This window comes from Sandaracinobacteroides saxicola (assembly GCF_014117445.1).
Taxonomy (GTDB): Bacteria; Pseudomonadota; Alphaproteobacteria; order Sphingomonadales; family Sphingomonadaceae; genus Sandaracinobacteroides_A; species Sandaracinobacteroides_A saxicola.
In genome coordinates this window covers 1136667-1155851 of the sequence record NZ_CP059851.1, presented here as the reverse complement: position 1 = coordinate 1155851, position 19185 = coordinate 1136667, and the positions used below count along the sequence as shown (strand labels likewise).

At 68.3% G+C, this 19185-nt stretch carries 21 protein-coding genes and 1 tRNA gene; 8 read left to right on the top strand and 14 right to left on the bottom strand.

The features are described from left to right. Positions 1-31 precede the first annotated feature (31 nt). Positions 32-862: a cobalamin B12-binding domain-containing protein gene (locus tag H3309_RS05820; protein WP_182297806.1), complete on the bottom strand. Its 831-nt coding sequence runs from the start codon at positions 860-862 to the stop codon at positions 32-34. Between the two features lie 230 nt (positions 863-1092). On the opposite strand from H3309_RS05820, the gene bchF reads away from it, so the two are divergent. Genes bchF through puhE form a run of 6 tightly spaced genes read left to right on the top strand, consistent with a single transcriptional unit; the run spans position 1093 to position 5753 of the window. After that, positions 1093-1611 carry a 2-vinyl bacteriochlorophyllide hydratase gene (gene bchF, locus H3309_RS05815; protein ID WP_182297805.1) on the top strand — a complete coding sequence of 173 codons (519 nt, stop codon included), beginning with the start codon at positions 1093-1095 and terminating at the stop codon, positions 1609-1611. Continuing rightward, complete coding sequence (locus H3309_RS05810; protein ID WP_182297804.1) at positions 1608-3023, top strand: MFS transporter; 1416 nt, start codon at positions 1608-1610, stop codon at positions 3021-3023. Before bchF ends, H3309_RS05810 begins: the two co-directional genes overlap by 4 nt. Before the next feature lie 20 nt (positions 3024-3043). Beyond that, a complete protein-coding gene (gene puhA, locus H3309_RS05805; protein ID WP_182297803.1) occupies positions 3044-3823 on the top strand; it encodes a photosynthetic reaction center subunit H in 780 nt (259 codons plus the stop codon). Positions 3824-3830: 7 nt separating this feature from the next. Continuing rightward, entirely contained in the window at positions 3831-4460 is a 630-nt protein-coding gene (puhB, locus tag H3309_RS05800) for a photosynthetic complex putative assembly protein PuhB (protein ID WP_182297802.1), read from the top strand. After that, positions 4457-4954 (top strand): photosynthetic complex assembly protein PuhC, encoded by a 498-nt coding sequence (gene puhC / locus H3309_RS05795; protein ID WP_182297801.1) that lies wholly within the window; start codon positions 4457-4459, stop codon positions 4952-4954. The genes puhB and puhC overlap by 4 nt, the downstream gene beginning before the upstream one ends. 22 nt (positions 4955-4976) lie before the next feature. Continuing rightward, entirely contained in the window at positions 4977-5753 is a 777-nt protein-coding gene (puhE, locus tag H3309_RS05790) for a putative photosynthetic complex assembly protein PuhE (RefSeq protein WP_182297800.1), read from the top strand. 81 nt (positions 5754-5834) lie between these two features. Here the strand turns inward: puhE and pufC are convergent, their stop codons facing one another. The 10 genes from pufC to H3309_RS05740 all read right to left on the bottom strand — a co-directional run bounded on the left by pufC (position 5835) and on the right by H3309_RS05740 (position 15517). Further along, positions 5835-6938 (bottom strand): photosynthetic reaction center cytochrome PufC, encoded by a 1104-nt coding sequence (gene pufC / locus H3309_RS05785; protein ID WP_182297799.1) that lies wholly within the window; start codon positions 6936-6938, stop codon positions 5835-5837. Beyond that, on the bottom strand, positions 6935-7903 hold the full coding sequence (gene pufM / locus H3309_RS05780) for a photosynthetic reaction center subunit M (RefSeq protein WP_182297798.1): 969 nt from the start codon (positions 7901-7903) through the stop codon (positions 6935-6937). Before pufM ends, pufC begins: the two co-directional genes overlap by 4 nt. Positions 7904-7922: 19 nt before the next feature. After that, positions 7923-8747 carry a photosynthetic reaction center subunit L gene (gene pufL / locus H3309_RS05775; protein WP_182297797.1) on the bottom strand — a complete coding sequence of 275 codons (825 nt, stop codon included), beginning with the start codon at positions 8745-8747 and terminating at the stop codon, positions 7923-7925. Positions 8748-8890: 143 nt separating this feature from the next. Continuing rightward, positions 8891-9070 (bottom strand): light-harvesting antenna LH1, alpha subunit, encoded by a 180-nt coding sequence (gene pufA, locus H3309_RS05770; RefSeq protein WP_182297796.1) that lies wholly within the window; start codon positions 9068-9070, stop codon positions 8891-8893. A 12-nt stretch (positions 9071-9082) separates the two neighbouring features. Continuing rightward, entirely contained in the window at positions 9083-9286 is a 204-nt protein-coding gene (gene pufB, locus H3309_RS05765; protein WP_182297795.1) for a light-harvesting antenna LH1, beta subunit, read from the bottom strand. A 106-nt stretch (positions 9287-9392) separates the two neighbouring features. After that, complete coding sequence (bchZ, locus tag H3309_RS05760) at positions 9393-10844, bottom strand: chlorophyllide a reductase subunit Z (RefSeq protein WP_182297794.1); 1452 nt, start codon at positions 10842-10844, stop codon at positions 9393-9395. Next, positions 10841-12289 carry a chlorophyllide a reductase subunit Y gene (gene bchY / locus H3309_RS05755; RefSeq protein ID WP_182298524.1) on the bottom strand — a complete coding sequence of 483 codons (1449 nt, stop codon included), beginning with the start codon at positions 12287-12289 and terminating at the stop codon, positions 10841-10843. Before bchY ends, bchZ begins: the two co-directional genes overlap by 4 nt. A 107-nt stretch (positions 12290-12396) precedes the next feature. After that, positions 12397-13380, bottom strand: coding sequence for a chlorophyllide a reductase iron protein subunit X (locus tag H3309_RS05750; protein ID WP_182297793.1), 984 nt, complete (start codon positions 13378-13380; stop codon positions 12397-12399). Beyond that, a complete protein-coding gene (gene bchC, locus H3309_RS05745; RefSeq protein WP_182297792.1) occupies positions 13377-14315 on the bottom strand; it encodes a chlorophyll synthesis pathway protein BchC in 939 nt (312 codons plus the stop codon). The genes H3309_RS05750 and bchC overlap by 4 nt, the downstream gene beginning before the upstream one ends. Before the next feature lie 128 nt (positions 14316-14443). Then, on the bottom strand, positions 14444-15517 hold the full coding sequence (locus H3309_RS05740) for a methyltransferase (RefSeq protein ID WP_182297791.1): 1074 nt from the start codon (positions 15515-15517) through the stop codon (positions 14444-14446). Between the two features lie 98 nt (positions 15518-15615). Here H3309_RS05740 and crtD point away from each other — a divergent pair, with 98 nt between their 5' ends. Beyond that, positions 15616-17163: a 1-hydroxycarotenoid 3,4-desaturase CrtD gene (gene crtD, locus H3309_RS05735; RefSeq protein WP_182297790.1), complete on the top strand. Its 1548-nt coding sequence runs from the start codon at positions 15616-15618 to the stop codon at positions 17161-17163. A gap of 122 nt (positions 17164-17285) precedes the next feature. Continuing rightward, entirely contained in the window at positions 17286-17996 is a 711-nt protein-coding gene (locus H3309_RS05730) for a hydratase (RefSeq protein WP_243453857.1), read from the top strand. Here the strand turns inward: H3309_RS05730 and H3309_RS05725 are convergent. From H3309_RS05725 to H3309_RS05715, 3 genes are all read right to left on the bottom strand, one after another. After that, a complete protein-coding gene (locus H3309_RS05725; RefSeq protein WP_182297789.1) occupies positions 17943-18155 on the bottom strand; it encodes a hypothetical protein in 213 nt (70 codons plus the stop codon). The two genes, H3309_RS05730 and H3309_RS05725, sit on opposite strands and share 54 nt — an antisense overlap. Continuing rightward, entirely contained in the window at positions 18148-19014 is an 867-nt protein-coding gene (bchO, locus tag H3309_RS05720; protein ID WP_182297788.1) for an alpha/beta fold hydrolase BchO, read from the bottom strand. Before bchO ends, H3309_RS05725 begins: the two co-directional genes overlap by 8 nt. 60 nt (positions 19015-19074) lie before the next feature. Continuing rightward, positions 19075-19149, bottom strand: a tRNA-Gln gene (locus H3309_RS05715). Positions 19150-19185: the final 36 nt, after the last annotated feature.

Sequence of the window (19185 nt, the reverse complement as noted above, 5' to 3'; positions counted from 1 at the left end):
CCTGCCTGTCGGCAAGGCCACCCGTTCCGTCTCAGGCCCGGCCTGCCACCGCGCCATCCTCCGCCAGCAACCGTTGCGCCAATGCCACCGCGTCGCGCGCGTCGCCCGACATGCCGTCGGCACCGACGGCATGGACCAGTGCGGGATCGCGTTGAAACAGCGGGCCACCAACAATCACCTTCAATCCCGGCACCTGCGATGCATGCCGCACCGCAGCAATCAGGGATGTGGCGGCGGCGATATGGCCATCGCAGCTCACCGTCAATCCCACCACGTCAAAGGCCCGCTCGCGCACCATGTGCGCCGCGTCCATGTCCGACGCCGCCAGTGCGAGGCTGACATCCCAACCGGCGCGGCCGAAGATGTCGGCCACAATCGTTGTTCCCAACCGATGCGTATCGCAAGCCAGCGAGACGAAAAGCGCCCGCCGGCCGCCCGACGGCACGGCCGGGCAACGCGACTCGAGCAGTTGCACCACCTCCTGCAAACGCCACAGGCCGATGGTCACATCCACGAAATCCAGGCTGTCCTCTTCCCAGCGGGTGCCCAGCACGCGCGCGGCTGGCGCCACCAGATCGATCAGCAGCGCTTCGGGCGTCACGCCGCCGTCCAGCAGCCGTTGCATCAGCGCCGACACCCCGCGTCCCTCCGCACTGACCGAGGCCTCCGCCAGCGCCATCACATCCTGCGCCTCGATCTCGACATGCGTATCGGCCAGCGCCGCCCCGACACGATGCGCCATCAGCAACCGCGGGATGATCTGATTCTCGATCACCCGGGACAGCGCGCCCTGCCCCATCGCCATCACCTCATGACCCAGGCTGCCGCCGGTTTCCACTTCGCTGCGCCCGCTCGACCACATCGGTGGTTCTCCCCGCAAGGGCGGCGGCCCATACCACCACCATCGCAATCGCCCCGCGGTCTTTCGCCGCTTGTCCGCCGCCGAAGCTATGCTGCTTTCGCAACCTTGGCAACAGCATCTCGCAACAAAGGACGAATATGTCCAACTTTCCTGACGTAAAGTCAGATTGACAGCCCAGCCCACCAGACTTAGGGTTCCGGCAGGGCCAGGGCGGGAGATGCAGGACGCCGATGCACGGGCATGACACAGCCGACCGGCCAGCAGCCAGCCACCGCGCCACCGCGCGCAAGCCGCTCTACACGCCCGAGGAACGCCGCCGCCGCGACAGCAGCCGCTGGACGCTGGTGCAGGGCATCCTTGCGCCGCTTCAGTTTCTGGCCTTCCTCATCAGCCTCGGACTGGTGTTGCGAACCCTGCTGACCGGCGAAGGCGCCGCGGCGGCGGACCTGTCGATCCTGGTGAAGGTGGTCCTGCTCTACACCATCATGATCACCGGCTCGATCTGGGAAAAGGTGGTGTTCGACAAATGGCTGTTTGCCCCCGCCTTTTATTGGGAGGACGTCTTCTCGATGCTGGTGCTGGCACTGCACAGCGCCTGGCTGGTGGCGCATTTCGGCGGCTATGGCTCCCCCCAGCAGCAGCTCTGGCTCGCGCTCGCCGCCTATGCCGCCTATGCCGTCAACGCCATGCAATTCCTGTTGAAGCTGCGCGCCGCCCGGCTCGACCATGCCGCCGGGCTCACCGCATGAGCACGCCTTTCTCCAAACGCTGGTCCCGCATCCCGCGCGAGTTCCTGCCGTTCGCCGATGTCGCCTCCCCCGACCTGCCCTGGTCGCGCCTCATCCGCCTGTCGCTGTTCCAGGTTACCGTCGGCATGGCGGCGGTGCTCCTCGTCGGCACCCTCAACCGGGTCATGATCGTCGAACTCGGCCTGCCCGCCTGGCTGGTTTCGCTCATGGTCGCGCTGCCGCTGCTGCTCGCCCCGCTGCGCGCGCTCGTCGGCTTCCGGTCCGACCATCATCGCGCCGTCCTCGGCTGGAAGCGCGTGCCCTATCTCTGGTTCGGCACCATCCTGCAATTCGGCGGCTTCGCCATCATGCCCTTCGCCCTCCTGATCATGTCCGGCGACAATACCGGCGCCACCTGGGTCGGCGAGGTCGGCGCCGCCCTCGCCTTCCTGCTGGTCGGTGCCGGCATGCACACGGTTCAGACGGCGGGCCTTGCACTGGCCACGGACCTCGCTCCCGAGGACCGGCGGCCCGGCGTGGTCGCCCTGCTCTATGTCATGCTGCTCGTCGGCATGATGTTCAGCGGACTGCTGCTCGGCGCGCTGCTGTCGGACTTCAGCGCGATCCGCCTGATCCAGGTCATCCAGGGCGCCGCCGTCCTCACCCTGTTCCTCAATGTCGTCGCGCTGTGGAAACAGGAGGGGCGGAACCCGAACGCCACCCGCGTCGACACGCCGCGCCCGCGCTTTGCCGATGCCTGGTCGCAATTTCTCAGCGGCGGTCGCGCTGCCCGCCTGCTCGTCACCGTCGGCCTGGGGGCGGCCGCCTTCCAGATGCAGGATGTGCTCGTCGAACCTTATGGCGGTCAGGTGCTCGGCATGTCCGTCGGCCAGACCACCGCGCTTACCGCGCTCTGGTCGTTGGGGGCGCTGTTCGGTTTCGCGTTCGCCGCCCTGCAACTCGGCCGCGGTGCCGAACCGCACATCCTCGCCGCCCATGGCTGCCTGGTCGGCATCGGCGCCTTCGCACTCGTCATCTTCTCCTCCCCGCTGCAATCGCCGTCGCTGCTCGGCATCGGTGTTCTCTTCGTCGGCTTCGGCGGCGGGCTGTTCTCGGTCGGCACGCTCACCGCCGCCATGGCGCTGGCGAACAGCGGCCTGTCCGGCCTGGCGCTCGGCGCCTGGGGCGCGGTGCAGGCCAGCGCGGCCGGGATCGGGATTGCGCTCGCCGGGCTGCTGCGCGACGTCATCGGCCACGCCGCCAGCCGTGGCCTGCTGGGGGAGGCGCTGAACGGCCCCGCCACCGGCTACATGATGGTCTGGCACCTGGAAATCGGCCTGCTGTTCGCCACGCTGGTGGCCATCGGGCCGCTCGTGAAACGCAGCACCAACCGCTCGGGGGATCGCTTCGGGCTCAGTGAATTCCCAACCTAGGAAGATGAGGGAGAGCAACCATGGACAATGTGCATCTGGTAGGCGGGCTCGATGTTGCCGAGCTGACAGTCTATGCCTTCTTCGCCTTCTTCCTGGGCCTTGTCATCTACCTCCGCCGCGAAGACCGGCGCGAGGGCTATCCGCTCGAGGATGATCTCAGCGGCCGGCTCTATCCCGTCGACAGCCCGATCCAGGTCGCCACGCCGAAGACCTTCCGCATGCCGCACGGCCTGCCCGACGTCACCACCCCCACCCGCGACCGCGAGGCGCCGGTGCCCGCCAACGCCGCGCGCACCTCGCCCTTCTCCGGTTCGCCGCTGGTGCCCATTGGCGATCCGCTCGCCGCCGGTGTCGGACCGGGCGCCTGGGCCGCCCGCGCCGACCGTCCGGACCTCGACTTCGAAGGCCATCCCCGCATCGTGCCGATCGGCAGCACGCATGGGGTCACCATCCTTGCCGGAGACCGCGATCCGCGCGGCCTCGCCGTGGTGGGGGCGGACGGTTCCACCGCCGGCACCGTCAGCGACCTGTGGGTGGACAAGGCCGACCACCTCATCCGCTACCTGGCGGTCAGCCTCGCCAATGGCGCTGGCACCGTGCTGGTGCCGATGACCATGGCCAAGGTGCAGCCGGGGCGCAACCGCGTCGTGGTCAGCGCTGTCACCGCCGCGCAGTTCGCCGGCGCGCCGCGCCTCGCCGCCGACCAGCAGATCACCCTGCTGGAGGAAGAGAAGATCGTCGCCTATTTCGGTGCCGGCTATCTCTACGCCACCCCGGACCGTGCCGAACCGCTGATCTAGGACAGGAATGATGGCCAATTTCGACCATGAACCCATCCGCGGCCTGCCCGGCCCGCTCCCTGCCGGAGAGCATATTCTCTGGCAGGGATCGCCCGACTGGCGCCGGCTGGCGCGCGATGCCTTCCATGTCCGGCTGATCCTCGCCTATTTCGCCCTGATCCTGCTCGCCGCGCTTGCCTCCGGGGCCAGTGCCCCCGGCCTGCTGCTCACCGCGCTCGCCGCCGCGCTCTGCCTCGGCCTGCTCCATGGCCTGGCGCTGCTGTCGGCGCGCACCAGCATCTACACCCTCACCAACCGCCGCATCGTCCTACGCATCGGCATGGCACTGCCCACGGCGATCAACATCCCGCTGCTCCGGATCAACATCGCCGGCCTGCGCCTGAATGCCGACGGCAGCGGCGACATCCCGCTCGCGCTCACCACGCGCAGCGGCCTCGGCTGGTTCCACCTCTGGCCGCATGCCCGCCCCTGGGCGCTGTCCCGCCCGGAACCGATGCTGCGCGCCATCCCCGATGCCGCCGGTGTCGCCACGCTGATCGCCGGCGCCCTCGCAGAGGTCGTCCCGACCGGCCAGCGCCTGCCCATCACCCTTCCCGAAGGCCCCGTCACGCACGGCGGCCTGGCGCAGCCGGCATGAGCCACGACCACCACGCCGAGCCCTTTCCCCGCGCCATGCTGCTGCTGGCCGGCGGCCTGATCGCCACCACCCTGCTGCTGACCACGGCCGTCCGCCTCGGCTGGGTCGCACAATCCGCCGATCCGGTCGCGCTGCGCGCCGCCGCGCAGACCAAGGCGCTCGCCAGCCGTGACCTGCGCTTCCTCGACGCGCCAGGCGGCGGCGTGCAGATCCTCGACGCCAAAACCGGCGCCGTTGCCGGCAGCGTCCAGGCGGGCAGCACCAACGGTTTCATCCGTGGCGTGATGCGCGGCCTCGCCCGCGAACGGCGGCTCGCCGGCAAAAGCCCTGAAACCCCCTTCCGCCTCACCGCCTGGGCCAATGGCGAGCTGTCGCTGACCGACCTCGCCACCGGTCGCGTGATCGAGGTCGGCTCCTTCGGCGCCACCAACCGCAACGCCTTCGCCGCCCTGCTTCCGGGCATCGCGCCGCTGCCCACGCCGCCCTCCCCATGAGCGCTCGGGCGCGACCACGATCATGATCGCGGCCTTCTGGCCCGCGCTGCCGATCGTGATGCTCGGCTGGTTCGTCGGCACCGGCGCCATCCTCTGGCTGGACCGGCGCCCGCGCAGCACCCACGGCGGCAGCCTGCTCGCCCTCACCTTCCTCGCTGGCTTCGCCACGTTCGCCGTCCTGTGGAGCACCGCGGTCACCGACGGCGCCGGCGCCATCGTCGCCTTTCTGGCCGCGCTCACCCTCTGGGGCTGGCATGAGACCGCCTTCCTGATGGGCTTCGTTACCGGACCCAATCGCGGCCACGCCGCCCCCGACCTCCGCGGCTTCGCCCGCTTCCGCGCCGCCGCAGCCACCCTCATCCATCATGAACTGGCGCTCGCCGCCACGCTTGTCGCGCTCTACGCCGTCAGCTGGAACGCCGCCAACATGCTCGCCGCGCACAGCTTCGCGCTGCTGTTCGCGCTCAGACTGTCGTCCAAGCTCAACATCCATCTCGGCGTCGCCAACCTCTCGGCCGAGATGCTGCCCGACCATCTCGCCTACCTCGGCAGCTATTTCCGCCGCCGCGCCATGAACCCGCTGTTCCCGCTTTCGATCATGGGCTGCGCCGCCCTGGTCTGGCATTTCGCAACCGCGGCCCTCGCCTTGCCGCCGGGCAGCGGCGGCCAGACTGCCGCGGCCATCCTCGCCACGCTTTCCGCGCTCGGCCTGATCGAACATCTGTTCCTGATGCTTCCCATCAAGGACAGCGCCCTGTGGCGCTGGGCCATGCCCCGCTCCGCCCGCTCAAAGACATAGCGGCACACGTCGACCTCCCGTACCAAAAAAGAAACCCTCCCCCCGAAGGGAGAGGGTCATGGGTGTCAGCGAAGCGCCTGCTCAGGCGGCGGGTGCAGCCGCAGCCGCGGCAACCGGCGTTGCCGGCGCGGCCGGCGTCGCCACCACGGGCGCAGCGACCGGTGCCACCGGCATCCGCGGGCCCGCCAGCGCCGGATGATCGGGCAGCATGCTCACGCCGTTCAATGGCTTGTTCACGCCCTGGTGGCAGGTCGCGCAGTTCACCTTATAGGCATCGCCCGCCGGCCCCAGCCGTTTCGCCGGCATCACGTTCGCCACCGTGTCGATATAGTTGTTGTTGATATCGCGCGCCATCCGGATGCCGTACCAGGCGGTCACCCGCTGCGGCGTGCTGCCCGTCCACTTCCCGAAATTGTTGCTGTTGTGGCAGTAGGTGCAATTGACCCCCAGCGCGGTCGAAAAGCGCATCATCAAGCCATAGGTGCGCTCGGTCGAGTGGATCGAGGCATAATGGTCCGAAGGCAACGCCTTCTGGCTGTTCACCCGGATCTCCTGCGATCCCCACAGATAGGGCGCGAAGATGTCGTTCGGCAGCGAGCTGTATCCCACGGCCACCACCGGGCTGTTCTGCCCCCGCTTGTTGCCGCGGATGGTCATCGGATTGCCCGGCACCTGCATCGCCCATTTGTTGTCGGGCACATTCTTGCCGCGGTGACAGGTCCAGCAGGTGACGCCCGTGCCCTGCACATGGCTTTTCCAGTTGCTGTTGATCTGCCGGGTCATGGCGATCATCTTGCGCGCCACCACCTTGGTATAGACCTCGTCGGACGCCAGGTTCTCCGGATTGTGGCAGTAGTTGCAGCCACCCCCCGGCGAGCCGTCCGGCGACACCCATTCCGTGATCGAGATCATCAGCCGGTTGAATTCCTCGCTGCTGATGTCGCCCAGCACCTGGACATTCTCGTAGGTGTCCTTCGCCAGTTCGCCGTCGCGGCTTTCCAGCGGATAGGGCGGCGGCGGCACGACATTGTCGGCCTTCGCCTTCGTCAGCGAGGATTTGGTGACGATCTGGTCCATCCCCGTGCCGCGATAGCCGTTCTGGCTCACGACCTTGGTGCCCAGCTCGCACCCGGTCAGCGCCAGCGACATGCCCAGCAGGGCAGCGGTTGTGCGTCCCGTCATCATTGCGCGGCTCCCGACAGAAGGGGATCGACGACCCCGGTGGGGGGATAGGCCGGCGCATAATGATGCTGCACCGCCCACAGATACCAGTTGTCCACGACCGTGCCGGTCAGCAGGATGCCGATGCCCCCGGTCAGCGTGGTCAGCACCGCGAACCACCAGGACCAGCGATGGATCGATTCCATCGTGGCGTTCCAGCCCATCGTCCAGCGCCAGAACAGCGCCGCGCGCTCGGATGCCGTGCCGCGGTCGGTGATCTGCTCCAGCTCACGCTCGCCGCCATAGCGCCCCACCGCCAGGATGGTGGCGCCGTGCATCGCGAACAGCAGCGTCGACCCGTAAAGGAAGGCGATCGAGAGCGCGTGGAACGGATTGTAGAACAGGTTGCCGTATCGGATGCTGAACGCCGCGGTCCAATCCAGGTGCGGGAAGATGCCGAACGGCACCGCCTCGCTCCAGCTGCCCATCATCACCGGCCGGATGAAGCCCAGCACCAGATAGAGCCAGATGGCGCTGGCGAATGCCCAGGCAACATGCGTGCCCATGCCCAGCGCCTTCGCCCGGCGATAGGTGCGCAACCACCAGGTCAGCACCGAAACCGTCAGGAAGAAGCCGGCGATCAGCCACCACCCCCCCTGCGCCAGCGGCGGGATCACCTTCAATCCCCATTCCGGCCCCGGCGGCTCCAGCGCCAGCCACGGCAGTTGCCGCACGAACTGCACCGGATCCCAGTTGACCGACGCCCACATGTTCAGCCCGATGATCTCGAACGCGATGAACCCGGTGAACAAAGAGATGAGGCCCAGCTTGCCCAGATAGATCGGGCCGATCTGCGCGCCGCCCAGCCGCCCCATCAGGGCGGAAAAGCCCGGGGTGCCGGTGCGCGGTTCGCTGTCCTTCGCCACCGGTCCATATTCGGCCGGTCCGCGCAGCTGCACCTGGGTGAAGAAATTCTGATAGGTCGCCATGATCGCTCCCCTTTATCCGTTACGACCAGATCGGCAGGTTAAGCCACCAGGTCCACCATTCCGGCCAGCCGCGCGTCCAGAAGGGACCGCTGATGACGATGCACACCGCGCTCCAGAAGCCGGCGTTCAGCGCCAGGAACAGCCCCAGCCGGTGAATGCCCAGCTCCCCCACGGAATAGCCGACGAGATCGCGGAAGAAGGTGTCCTCATATTCCGGCGACTTCACCGTCTCGCCCTTCGCCGGATTGACCGACGACAGGATCAGCGAGCCATGCAGCGCCAGCGCCAGCGTCGTGGTGAAGAAGAAACTCACCGCCAGCATGTGCGCCGGGTTATAATGGAAGTGCAGATACTGGTATCCGGTGTTCGACACCCAATCCAGGTGGCTGAAGATGCCATAGGGGAAACCGAACCCCCATGCCCCCAGCAGCAGCGGCCGGATCACCACCAGCGTCACATAGGCGAAGATCGCCACGCCAAACGCGATCGGCACATGGTAACCAATGCCCAGCTTGCGGCAGATTTCCACTTCCCGCAGCGCCCAGCTGCCAAAGGCACCGATCGCGCAGATCGTGATGATCTGCCAGAGCCCGCCTTCCCGCAGCGGCGCCAGCGCCAGGCCATAGCTGATGTCCGGCGGCGCGATGCTGATCAGCCACGGGTTCCATGTCGGCCCGATGGCCGCGCCGTACAGGATCAGCGCCGTTCCCAGCGCCGCGAAAAAGGCCGTGGTGATGCCGAAGAAACCGACATAGAAAGGCCCTACCCAATAGTCGAACAGGTCACCGCCGATCAGCGTGCCTCCTCGAACACGGTATTTCCGTTCAAAGCTGAGCAGTGCCATCTCGGGTCCTTCCGTCCCATGCCTCTCTCGGCCAGCGCAGCACCGCCGGCGGGTATTCTGTTGAAAGCGGGCGGACGCAATCCGTCGCGGGTTGCATCCGTCGCGCCTTCTTTCGTCAACGCGACGTCGGCAGGATGGTGATCCTACGGCGCCGCCGTTGCCGCCGCCGCGGGCATCGCTGCCTTCGGCGCCGGGCCATCCAGCCAGTTGAAGCGATCCGTGCTCAACAGGATGAAATGGATCAGGATTGCCAGCGTGAACAGGAAGATCGCCAGCGCGGTCAGCGTCCGACGAGGTTCAAATGTTTGCCAGATTCTCCACATGGTCGTCTCTCCTCAGGAAGCAGCAGGCGTTTGCATCGTCGAAGATGCGGCAGCCGGCGTTGCATAACCAGTCGGCCCCGGCAGCCAAGGCCGCCAGTTCCACACGAGGAAGTGGGCGATGATCGCCACGATCGTGAACACGATGAAGCTCATCATGAACAGGCCGTGGAATTCCTTCGCCTCTGCATCGCTGAGATGCCTGTTATTATCGCTCATAGTCTCTTCTCCATGTCTGGCCGACGGCTGAGAACGGCGACGTTGCCCTCCTCCGGCGGATCTTCGCTGCACAACGGTGCAACGGAGATGGGGGGAAGCCGGCGGCTCATGCCGCCAGACTTTCAAACTGGGCCTGCGCGGCGGCCAGCCGCTCGGGCGTCACCTTCGCCTCGCCGGCGGCGCGCGCATGGCGCTCGGCGGCATCGCGCAGGCGCTTCGCGGTCGAAATCCTGACCAGCACCGGCTGCCGCTCCACCAGCGCGTCCAGCTCGGCCTTGGCCTCATCGTCCCACAGCAGCTCGCGCAGACCGCGCGCCGGCGTCGCCTCCACGGCATCCATCTGCGTCGACAGCGGGATGATATTGAACAGCGCGTCGAACAGCGCGTTGCACACTTCCTGCATCACCCAGGTCGCGCCGGCATAGCCCATGAAGGGCGTTCCCGTCGCCCGCCGGATCGCGATTCCCGGAAAGGACGCCGCCACATACATCGACCGGCTGCCGGTCTCGGCGATATACATCCGCTCGTTGAAACTGCCGAACACCACCAGCGGAGACGTGGTCCGCACCGCTTCCTTCACCGCCGCATTGTCCGGCTTCACCCCGGCACTGCGGCTGAAGGAGAAGGCGCAGGGCAGCCCCATGTCCACTTCCAGGAAGTTGCGCAAACCCCGGGCATAGGTCTCGGTCGCGACCACGGCGAAACTCGCGGTGGCATAGAAATCCTGCGTCACGCTGCGCCACAGGTCCCACAAAGGCTTCAGCGTCGTGTGCTTTTCGCTTTCGATGAACGGCTCCGGGTCCAGCCCGGTCAACTCGCCCAGCGTCCGCAGGAAGGCCGTCGTGCTCTCCAGCCCGATCGGCGCCTGCAAATAGGGCCGCTCCAGCGTCTCGCACAGCCCGCGCCCGAACTCGCGATACAGGCAGACGTTCACGCTGGCATCCGCCAGCTTCTTCACGTCCGCCAGATGGCTGCCCAGCGGGAAGGTCATGTTCACCTCGGCGCCGATCCCCTCGATCAACCGCCGGATTTCGGCGAGGTCCGACACCATGTTGAACATGCCATAGGTCGGCCCGATGATGTTGACCTTCGGCTTCTGCCCTTCCTTCAGCACCCGGGCCGCGGGCACCTTCTTCACCCCGAACTGCGTCCACAGCCAGGTCAGCGCGCGGTCGGCGGATTGCCATTGGTCCTCGTCGATGGTGCGCGGCAGGAAGCGCTGGATGTTCGTCCCCTCCGGCGTCACCCCGCCGCCGATCATCTCGGCGATCGATCCGGTGACGACGACGGCGGGCAGATCGGGATCGAGCGTCTTCCACGCGCGCTTCATCGCCGCCTCGGTGCCGTCGCGCCCCAGTTCCTGCTCGCCCAGCCCGGTGACCACGATCGGCAATTCATGCGGCGGCAGCCCGTCGGTATAATGCAGCACCGACGTCACCGGCAGGTTCTCGCACCCCACCGGACCATCGATGATCACCTGCAATCCCTTGATCGCTGTAAAGGCGTAAACCGCCCCCCAGTATCCGCCGGCCCGGTCATGATCGAGGATCAGCGTCATACGCCTACCGCCTCCTCGGCCTTTGCCGCCGCGATCCGCCGGGCCGCGAACTTCGCCCGGAACTCCGGCCGATCGACCGGCTTGCCCTGCCAGATGCCGGCGTTCGGCCCCTCCGCCACGCCTTCGAAGAAGCCGCGCATCTTCACCATGCGATCCCGGTTCGCCATCGCACCGTTCACTACCGTGGCCAGCGAACCCGCCCCCGCCGGCCCCATCAGCGGCCGGGCAGAAATCAGGTTGGTGAAATACAGCGCCGGCAGCCCCTTTGCCTTGGCATGCTGCACTACCGGCGTCGTCCCGATCGCCAGATCAGGGCCATACTCCGCAATCGCCGCCAGATCCTGCTCCAGGCTGGCGCGATACTGCACCCGGCAACCCTTCGCTTCCAGCCACGCCCGGTCCGGCTCGCTCCATCGCGTCTTCGGGCAGGCCGTGCCGACATAGGGCACGTCGGCGCCGCTCTCGATCAGCAGCCGCGCCACCAGCAGCTCGCTGCCCTCATAACCGCTCACCGTCACCCGACCCCTGATCGGCATCGCCGCCAGCGCGCCAGCGATCGCCGGCAGGAAGCGGTTCTTCGCCGCATCCACCGCGCCTTTCGCAATCCCGCAGGCCTCGCCCACCGCGTCCAGCCAGGCGGCCGTGCCATCGCGCCCCACCGGTGCCGAGCCCAACACCTTGCGGCCGGCGCCCTCGAACTCCCGCACGCTCGCGGTATAGAAGGGATGGATCGCCGCCACCGCCGCGCAGTCGAGCGCCGCATACAGCTCCCGCCACTCCCGCGTCGGCACCACCGGCCCCGCCGCCAGCCCCAATGGCGCCAGCAACTGCCCGATCACCATCGGATCGGCCGGGAACAGCTCGCCCAGCAGCGTGATCGTCGGCTTGTCCGACCGCTCCCGCGGCGCCGCCACCGGGCCTGCCTCCGCCTCGCCGCGCGCGTAGGCCAGCATCGCGCCGGCCAGCACATCCTTCGCCTCGGCATGGGTCGGCACGCCGAACCCCGGCACGTCTATACCCACGATGCGCACGCCATTGATGCTCTTGGGCAGCAGTTGCAGCGGCACGCCGGACGCCGTCGGCACGCACAAATTGGTCACGATGATGCTGTCATACAGCGCCGGATCAGCGAGGCCGTGCACCGCGTCGCGGATGTCCTCGAACAGCTTGCCCGTCACCAGCGTCTCGGAGCTGAACGGCACATAGCCGACGCTGCGCTTCGCCCCATAGAAATGGCTGGTGAAGGTCAGGCCATAGACACAGCAGGCCGAGCCTGACAGCACCGACGCCGTCCGCCGCATCCTGAGCCCCACCCGCAACGACCCGAACGCCGGACACATCGACTGCGGCTGGTCATGCGGACCGCGCGCCGCGTCCACCGGATAGTCCGCCGCATAGCGCGCCAGCACCTCGGACTTGCCCGCCTTCGCCGCCGCTTCCTTCATCGTTGCCGCCGACGAGCAACTCCCCGCCCCCTCAGGGGAGGGGCCGGGGGTGGGGACGGCCCCCACACTCAGCACGTCGCGCTCCCGCGGGAAGGGCAGCACCTCGCTCATACCGCGTCGTACACCACTTCCAGGCTCGGCTTCGCCACATAGGCGGCGCCGCGCATGTCCGCCTGGCTCGCCGGCCGCAGCGTCACATTGCCGCCCGTCTCCTCCGGCTTGAACAGCGCCAGCAGCCCATCCTGGTCCAGCGGCGTCGGCCGCACCGGGGGCGCATTCGCCACATTCTCCGCCAGCTGTTCGAACAACACGCCCCACTGGCTCTCGGACGTGCCGATGATCTGGTAGTTGGCCGATTTCTTGCGGATATCCTCGTGCGCGGGAATGGAGATCAGTTCCGGAATCCCCACCGCCCTGGCAAAGGCCTGCGCCTCGCCCGAGCCGTCGTCCTTGTTGATCAGGATGCCCGCCACACCAACATTGCCGCCCATCTTGCGGAAATATTCCACCGCCTTGCAGACATTGTTGGCGACATAGAGCGATTGCAGGTCATTCGACGCAACCACGATCACCTTCTGGCACATGTCCCGCGCGATCGGCAGGCCGAAGCCGCCGCACACCACGTCGCCCAGGAAATCCAGCAGTACATAGTCGAAGCCCCATTCATGGAACCCCAGCTTCTCCAGCGTCTCGAAGCCATGGATGATGCCGCGCCCGCCGCAGCCGCGGCCCACTTCCGGCCCGCCCAGCTCCATCGCGAACACCCCGTCGCGCTGGAAGCAGACATCCTCGATCCGCACCTCCTCGCCCGCCAGCTTCTTGGCGGACGACGTCTCGATGATCGTCGGCGTTGCCTTGCCGCCGAACAGCAGGCTCGTGGTGTCGCTCTTCGGATCGCAACCGATCAGCAGCACGCGCTTGCCCTGCTGCGCCATCATGTAGGACAGGTTGGCCAGCGCGAAACTCTTGCCGCTGCCGCCCTTGCCATAGATGGCGATGATCTGCGTTTCCTTGGTCACCGGTCCGGTGTGCACCGGATCCGGCTCCTGCCGCGCTTCCTCGCGCAACCGCTCGGGGTCATACATGCTCATGCGCAGCCTCTCCAATCGAGGAGCATCTTCAGGCAATCGGCGTCGCCGAATGCCTGCCTGTATGCCGCCTCCGCCGCCCCAGCCGGCCGGCAATGCGTGATCAATCCGTCCAGGCTCAGCAGCCCGGCTTCCACCAGCGCCAGCACCGCGCCCAGGTCCTCCGGCGTCCACTCCGCCGCCACCCGCAGCCTTGCCTCGCGCATGAAGGCCGGCGGAAAGGCAAAGCGCATCGGGGCTTCGTAAAACCCCGCCAGCACGATTTCCCCGCCGCGCGCCAGCCGAGCGATCAGCGTGTCGAGCAGGTCGCCCGCCCCGCTGGCGTCCAGGATCACGCCATAGTCGCGCCGGTCGTCATCCCTGGGATCGACCACGGCATAGCCGGTGTCACCCGCCCGCCGCCTGGCATCCGTCTCCCATATGACCGGCGCGTCACCACCCATCGCGATCACCAGCCGCGCCAGCAACCGGCCCAATACCCCATGCCCGACGATCAGTTCAGGCAGCGCGGTGCCGCCTGCAAGCGCATGCCGCGCCGTCGCCGCCAGGGCCACCAGAACGGCCCGCTCGTTCAGGGACTCGGCAACTGTCACGGCCCGCGCCGAGGGCAGGACCACGCGCGCCGCCGACCCGCCGAAAAGGCCCCGCGCGCCGTGATAGCAATTGGCGCCCGGCACGAACACCGTCTCACCGATCCGATGCTGCGCAGCATCGCCCGCAGCAACCACTGTGCCGACCGATTCATATCCCGGCACCAGCGGATAGCCCATGCCGGGAAATGCCGGCATCCGTCCGCTCCACAGCAGCCGCTCGGTGCCTGTGCTGATGCCGCTGAACGCAATGTCCACCGTCAGGTCGTCCGCCATCATGTCATGCAACGCCAGCGTGGCGAGTGCCAGGCTCTCAGGTGCATTCAAGACAACCGCCTGCGTGCGCATTCCCATCCCCAGGGCATCCTGGCCCCCGCCAGCAGCCGCCCGGAATTTCCTGTCAGGTGACCGGAACTTCCATGATGTAAGCTATGATTGACGCATCACCCTGTCAATAAACATTTACACTCCAACCGTCATCGATGGGCCACGATCATACCCGCAACCAGCGGCAACCCGGTGCGGCGCATGCGCGCGCCGGCAAAACCAACCGCCCGCAGCATCGCGATGATCTCCGCCCCCGTTCGCGGCCGCCCGCGCCCCATCGCCCACAGATAGAGGCCGAAATAGGCGTCGCCCATCGCCCGCGCGCCTGCCGTGTCCGCCATCGGCTCGGCGATCACCAGCCGCCCCCCCGCCGGCAGCGCCGCATGCACCCGTCGCAGCAGCAGCAGCGCCTCGGCATCATCATGGTCGTGCAGCACGCGCACCAGCGTGATGACATCGGCCACCACCGGCAGGGGGTCGTCATGAAAACTGCCGCCATGCACCGTCACCCCCGGCCCCAGCCTTGCCTGTGCACGCGCCACCACCGGCGGCAGGTCAAAAAGGTGCAGCGCCAGCCGCGGCCACCGCGCCCGCACCGCCTCCAGGAACGCCCCCTCGCCGCCGCCCACATCCAGCAGGCATCGTGCATCCGCCAGGGAAACCGCGTCCAGCACCTGCCGCGCCACCATCGGCTGCGAGGCCGCCATCAGCGTTGAATAGGCCGCCACATTGTCCGCGGCCGCCCGGTCATAATCCCAATAGCCCGCCAGCGCCCCGCCCCGCTCCCGCCGCAGCAACGCCACCGGCTCGTTGAGGTCGGCGTAGAGCGCGCGGTGGTGCGCCACCATCGCCGCAATGCCTGGATTGCCGCGCAGTGCCGCTCCCCTCACCCCCAGCATCCAGCGCCCGTCACGCAGCCGCTGCACAAGCGCCAGCGCCGCCGCCGCCTTCAGCAGCCGCTCCGTGGCCGCGTCCGACAGTCCCATGTCGGACGCCAGGCCGGCGCCATCCCGTGCGCCACCCGCCAGCCGCTCGAACAGCCCCAGTTCCACGCAGGCCGCCAGCACCTGGGCATAGACGAAGCCCGCCACCAGGTCGAACAGCGCCGCGCCGTGCCGTCGCGCCATGCCGCGCAGCCCCGGCGTCCGGGCCGCCAGCGCCTGGAAGCGCGCGCTGCCCAGCATCCCGTTGCGCCACCCCGCCCAGCGCTCATCCCACGCCATCCTCGCCCTTCCCTACTGTCAGGCAAACTGGACAAGCCACTTGCCAAGGTCAATCCACAGGCGCACGCTGGAAACAGGGGGCGCGGAACGAGGGAAGCATGGCGGACGATCCGGTCATCGTCGTCGGCGCCGGTATCGGCGGGCTGGTCAGCGCGGCGCTGCTCGCGGCGCGCGGCTTCCGCGTCACGGTCGTGGAGCGCGCCGCCGGCATCGGTGGCAAGCTCCGCCAGCTTCCCGTCGGCACTGCCATGATCGATGCCGGTCCCACCGTCTTCACCATGCGCTGGGTATTCGATGCCATCCTCGATTCGCTTGGCCTCACGCTCGATTCGTCGCTCCCCCTCACCCGCGCCAGCCTGCTGGCCCGCCACGCCTGGCCGGACGGTTCCACGCTCGACCTCCACGACGACCGCGCGCGCAGCGCCGACGCCATCGGCGCTTTCGCCGGCGCCGGCGCCGCCCGCGGCTACCAGCGCTTCGCCCACGAAGCGCAAGCCATCTACGAAACCCTTGAAACCCCCTTCCTGCGCGGCGGCTGCACCTCGGCCCTGGGGCTCACCGCCCGCATCGGCCTTGCCGGCCTGCCGCGCCTCGCCGGCATCCGCCCGCACGAAACGCTCTGGCGCGCGCTCGGGCGCCACTTCGCCGACCCTCGCCTGCGGCAATTGTTCGCCCGCTACGCCACCTACAGCGGCGCCTCCCCCTTCGCCGCGCCCGCCACGCTGATGCTGATCGCCCATGTCGAGGCCATGGGCGTCTGGCGCATCGCCGGCGGCCTGCACACCCTCGCCGACCTGTTCGCCCGCCTCGCCACCAGCCATGGTGCCACCATCCGCACCAGCGCCGAAACCCGCGCCATCCTGACCCGCGACGGTCGCGCCACCGGCGTCGAACTCGCGTCCGGCGAGCAGCTCCATGCCGCCACGATCCTCGTCAATGCCGATCCGCAGGCGCTCGCGGTCGGCGCCATCGCCGGTGCCTCCCGCGCCGTGCGGCCGCACCGGGATCGGTCGCTCTCCGCCCTGGTCACGCTGCACCAGGCCGAAACCGCCGGCTTCTCGCTTTCCCACCACAATGTCTTCTTCAGCAGCGACTATGGCCGCGAATTTGCCGACCTCGCCGCCGGCCGCCTGCCTTTCGCGCCCACTGCCTATATATGCGCCCAAGACCGCGCCGCCTCTGCGGATGCCAGAACCAGCGCCCCCGAACGCCTCCAGATCATCATCAACGCCCCCGCCCGGGGCGATACCCACACCTTGTCCGAACAGGAGCTTGCCGCATGCGACACGGCCCTGCAGGCGCTGCTGACCCGCTGCGACCTGCACCTCACCCCCATGGCTTCGGCCATCACGACCCCCACACACTTCAACTCCCTCTTCCCGGCAACGGGGGGCGCACTTTATGGCCGGGCGACCCATGGGATGCTGGCGGCCTTCAAACGCCCCGGCGCCCGTACGGCGATCCCGGGCCTCTATCTGACCGGCGGCGGCTGCCATCCGGGGGCGGGCGTGCCGATGGCGGCGCTGTCAGGCCAGCAGGCGGTGGCCTGCATCCTGGCGGACCGCGCTTCGACGGCGCGGTCGTCCCGGGCGGCTATGCCTGGTGGTATGTCGATGCCCTCTCCGCGGACGGCGCGCACGGCCTGACCCTCATCGCCTTCATCGGCAGTGTTTTCTCCCCCTATTATGCCTGGGCCGGCCGCCGCGCGCCGGAAAACCATGTCGCCATCAACATCGCGCTCAGCAGCCCGCGCGCCAGCCGCTGGGCGATGACCGAACGCCGCGCCGCGGCGCTGGAGCGTTCACCGGCGCATCTCGCCATCGGTCCCAGCCATCTGCACTGGACGGGCGACCATCTCACCATCGCGCTCGATGAAATCTGCGCGCCGCTGCCGCAGCGCATCCGCGGCACCATCCGCGTCTACCCGCACGCCCTTGTCACCCAGAGCTTCGCGCTCGATGCGGAAGGCCGCCATGTCTGGCAGCCCGTCGCCACCGCCGCCCGCATCGAGGTCGAGCTGACCAGCCCCGCGCTGCGCTGGCACGGCACCGCCTATTTCGACAGCAATTTCGGCGCCACCCCGCTCGAGGATGGCTTCACCCATTGGGACTGGTCACGCGCCCATCTCGCCCACGATACCGTCGTCTTCTACGAAGGCCAGCGCCGCGACGGCAGCGATTTCGCCCTTGCCCTCGCCTTTGATGCCGCCGGCGCCGCACGCGCTGTCGAAGCGCCGCCGCTCGCGCCGCTGCCCCGAAGCGCCTGGCGCATCCCCCGCACCACCCGCGCCGACGCCGGTCAATTTGCCACCGTCAACCGCACCTGGACCGATTCGCCCTTCTACGCCCGCACCCAGCTCACCACCCACCTGTTCGGCGAACCCGTCAGCGCCATCCACGAATCGCTCAGCCTCACGCGCTTCCGCTCACCTCTCGTCCGCGCCATGCTCCCGTTCCGCATGCCCAGAACCCTGCGCTGAACCCTGCGCCGAACGCTCCGCCAGACGCGCCGCCTCGGCATCCCTCGCTGCCCGGATCTTCGACGGTCGCACCGGCCACCACAGCGCAAACCCCAGCCCCAAGGCAATCGCTCCGAACAGCACCAGTTCGATCAGGCCATAGTAATGCGGATCAACCATCCCGTCCTCCCGTCAATGCCCGGATGATGTACGGCGCCACCAGGTGCGGCGCTTCCTCATGCGCCAGATGTCCCACGCCCGGCAGCATCACCACCTCGGCGCCCGGCACCTTCGCCGCCACCTGACGCGCCACGTCCGCCGGCACCGCCGCATCCTTCTCGCCGGCGATCAGCGTCAAGGGCATGTCCAGCGTCGGCAACCGCGCCGCCAGCGCCTCCAGGTCCCAGTTCGCCATCATCCCCAGCGCCGCCCCGACATGGCCGGACGTCGCCAACAGCCGCGCATAGAGCGCCACCTGCGGCTCCGGAATCCGCGAGCCCGTCGCCCGCGCCATGAAACGCCCCACCTCCCCCGGCAGGCGGGCGCGCAGCGCGAACATCCGCGGCGTCAGCGGGTTCAGGAACAGCAGCTTGGCCGCCGCCGGAAACAACAGCCCCGCCACGCCCGGAAAGGGCAACAACGAACCGTTGATGCTGAGAATCGGCGCCCGCATCCCGTCCAGCGCCAGCTGCACCGCTACGGCCGCCCCCGCCGAATGCCCCACCAGCAGCGCCGGTTCCACCCCCAGCGCCGGCAGCAGCGCCGCCACCCCGCGCGCCATTCCCGGCAGCCGCAGGTCACCGCGCCCGCTGAACCCATGCCCCGGGAGATCGACGGCGATCAGCCTCCCGTGCGGCACCAGCAGCGGCCACAGCGGCGCCCAGCTGTGCGTCGCCGCCCCGGTGCCGTGCAGCAGCAAAATGTCCGGCCCCTCACCGGCTACCTGCACGTGCCAGCGTACCCCGCCAGCCTCGATGAACCGGCTGGCTTCGCGGTGGGGCCAATCCCGCCCCTCGATGTCATAGGATGGCTTACCCATGCCGCCACCGTGCCGCAACGCGGGCGCCCTGCCAATCACGAAGGCCGATCGGACAGGGAATGGCTGGGGTGCCAGGATTCGAACCTGGGAATGCCGGTACCAAAAACCGGTGCCTTACCGCTTGGCGACACCCCAACACGCCGCTGCAACCGCCGCGACCGGAGGCGGGCA

Bases quoted from the DNA above. Each gene is read 5' to 3' on its own strand.
- H3309_RS05820 (WP_182297806.1), bottom strand. From the start codon at position 862: ATGTGGTCGAGCGGGCGCAGCGAAGTGGAAACCGGCGGCAGCCTGGGT.
- bchF (WP_182297805.1), top strand. From the start codon at position 1,093: ATGCACGGGCATGACACAGCCGACCGGCCAGCAGCCAGCCACCGCGCC.
- H3309_RS05810 (WP_182297804.1), top strand. From the start codon at position 1,608: ATGAGCACGCCTTTCTCCAAACGCTGGTCCCGCATCCCGCGCGAGTTC.
- puhA (WP_182297803.1), top strand. From the start codon at position 3,044: ATGGACAATGTGCATCTGGTAGGCGGGCTCGATGTTGCCGAGCTGACA.
- puhB (WP_182297802.1), top strand. From the start codon at position 3,831: ATGATGGCCAATTTCGACCATGAACCCATCCGCGGCCTGCCCGGCCCG.
- puhC (WP_182297801.1), top strand. From the start codon at position 4,457: ATGAGCCACGACCACCACGCCGAGCCCTTTCCCCGCGCCATGCTGCTG.
- puhE (WP_182297800.1), top strand. From the start codon at position 4,977: ATGATCGCGGCCTTCTGGCCCGCGCTGCCGATCGTGATGCTCGGCTGG.
- pufC (WP_182297799.1), bottom strand. From the start codon at position 6,938: ATGATGACGGGACGCACAACCGCTGCCCTGCTGGGCATGTCGCTGGCG.
- pufM (WP_182297798.1), bottom strand. From the start codon at position 7,903: ATGGCGACCTATCAGAATTTCTTCACCCAGGTGCAGCTGCGCGGACCG.
- pufL (WP_182297797.1), bottom strand. From the start codon at position 8,747: ATGGCACTGCTCAGCTTTGAACGGAAATACCGTGTTCGAGGAGGCACG.
- pufA (WP_182297796.1), bottom strand. From the start codon at position 9,070: ATGTGGAGAATCTGGCAAACATTTGAACCTCGTCGGACGCTGACCGCG.
- pufB (WP_182297795.1), bottom strand. From the start codon at position 9,286: ATGAGCGATAATAACAGGCATCTCAGCGATGCAGAGGCGAAGGAATTC.
- bchZ (WP_182297794.1), bottom strand. From the start codon at position 10,844: ATGACGCTGATCCTCGATCATGACCGGGCCGGCGGATACTGGGGGGCG.
- bchY (WP_182298524.1), bottom strand. From the start codon at position 12,289: ATGAAGGAAGCGGCGGCGAAGGCGGGCAAGTCCGAGGTGCTGGCGCGC.
- H3309_RS05750 (WP_182297793.1), bottom strand. From the start codon at position 13,380: ATGAGCATGTATGACCCCGAGCGGTTGCGCGAGGAAGCGCGGCAGGAG.
- bchC (WP_182297792.1), bottom strand. From the start codon at position 14,315: ATGCGCACGCAGGCGGTTGTCTTGAATGCACCTGAGAGCCTGGCACTC.
- H3309_RS05740 (WP_182297791.1), bottom strand. From the start codon at position 15,517: ATGGCGTGGGATGAGCGCTGGGCGGGGTGGCGCAACGGGATGCTGGGC.
- crtD (WP_182297790.1), top strand. From the start codon at position 15,616: ATGGCGGACGATCCGGTCATCGTCGTCGGCGCCGGTATCGGCGGGCTG.
- H3309_RS05730 (WP_243453857.1), top strand. From the start codon at position 17,286: ATGACCGAACGCCGCGCCGCGGCGCTGGAGCGTTCACCGGCGCATCTC.
- H3309_RS05725 (WP_182297789.1), bottom strand. From the start codon at position 18,155: ATGGTTGATCCGCATTACTATGGCCTGATCGAACTGGTGCTGTTCGGA.
- bchO (WP_182297788.1), bottom strand. From the start codon at position 19,014: ATGGGTAAGCCATCCTATGACATCGAGGGGCGGGATTGGCCCCACCGC.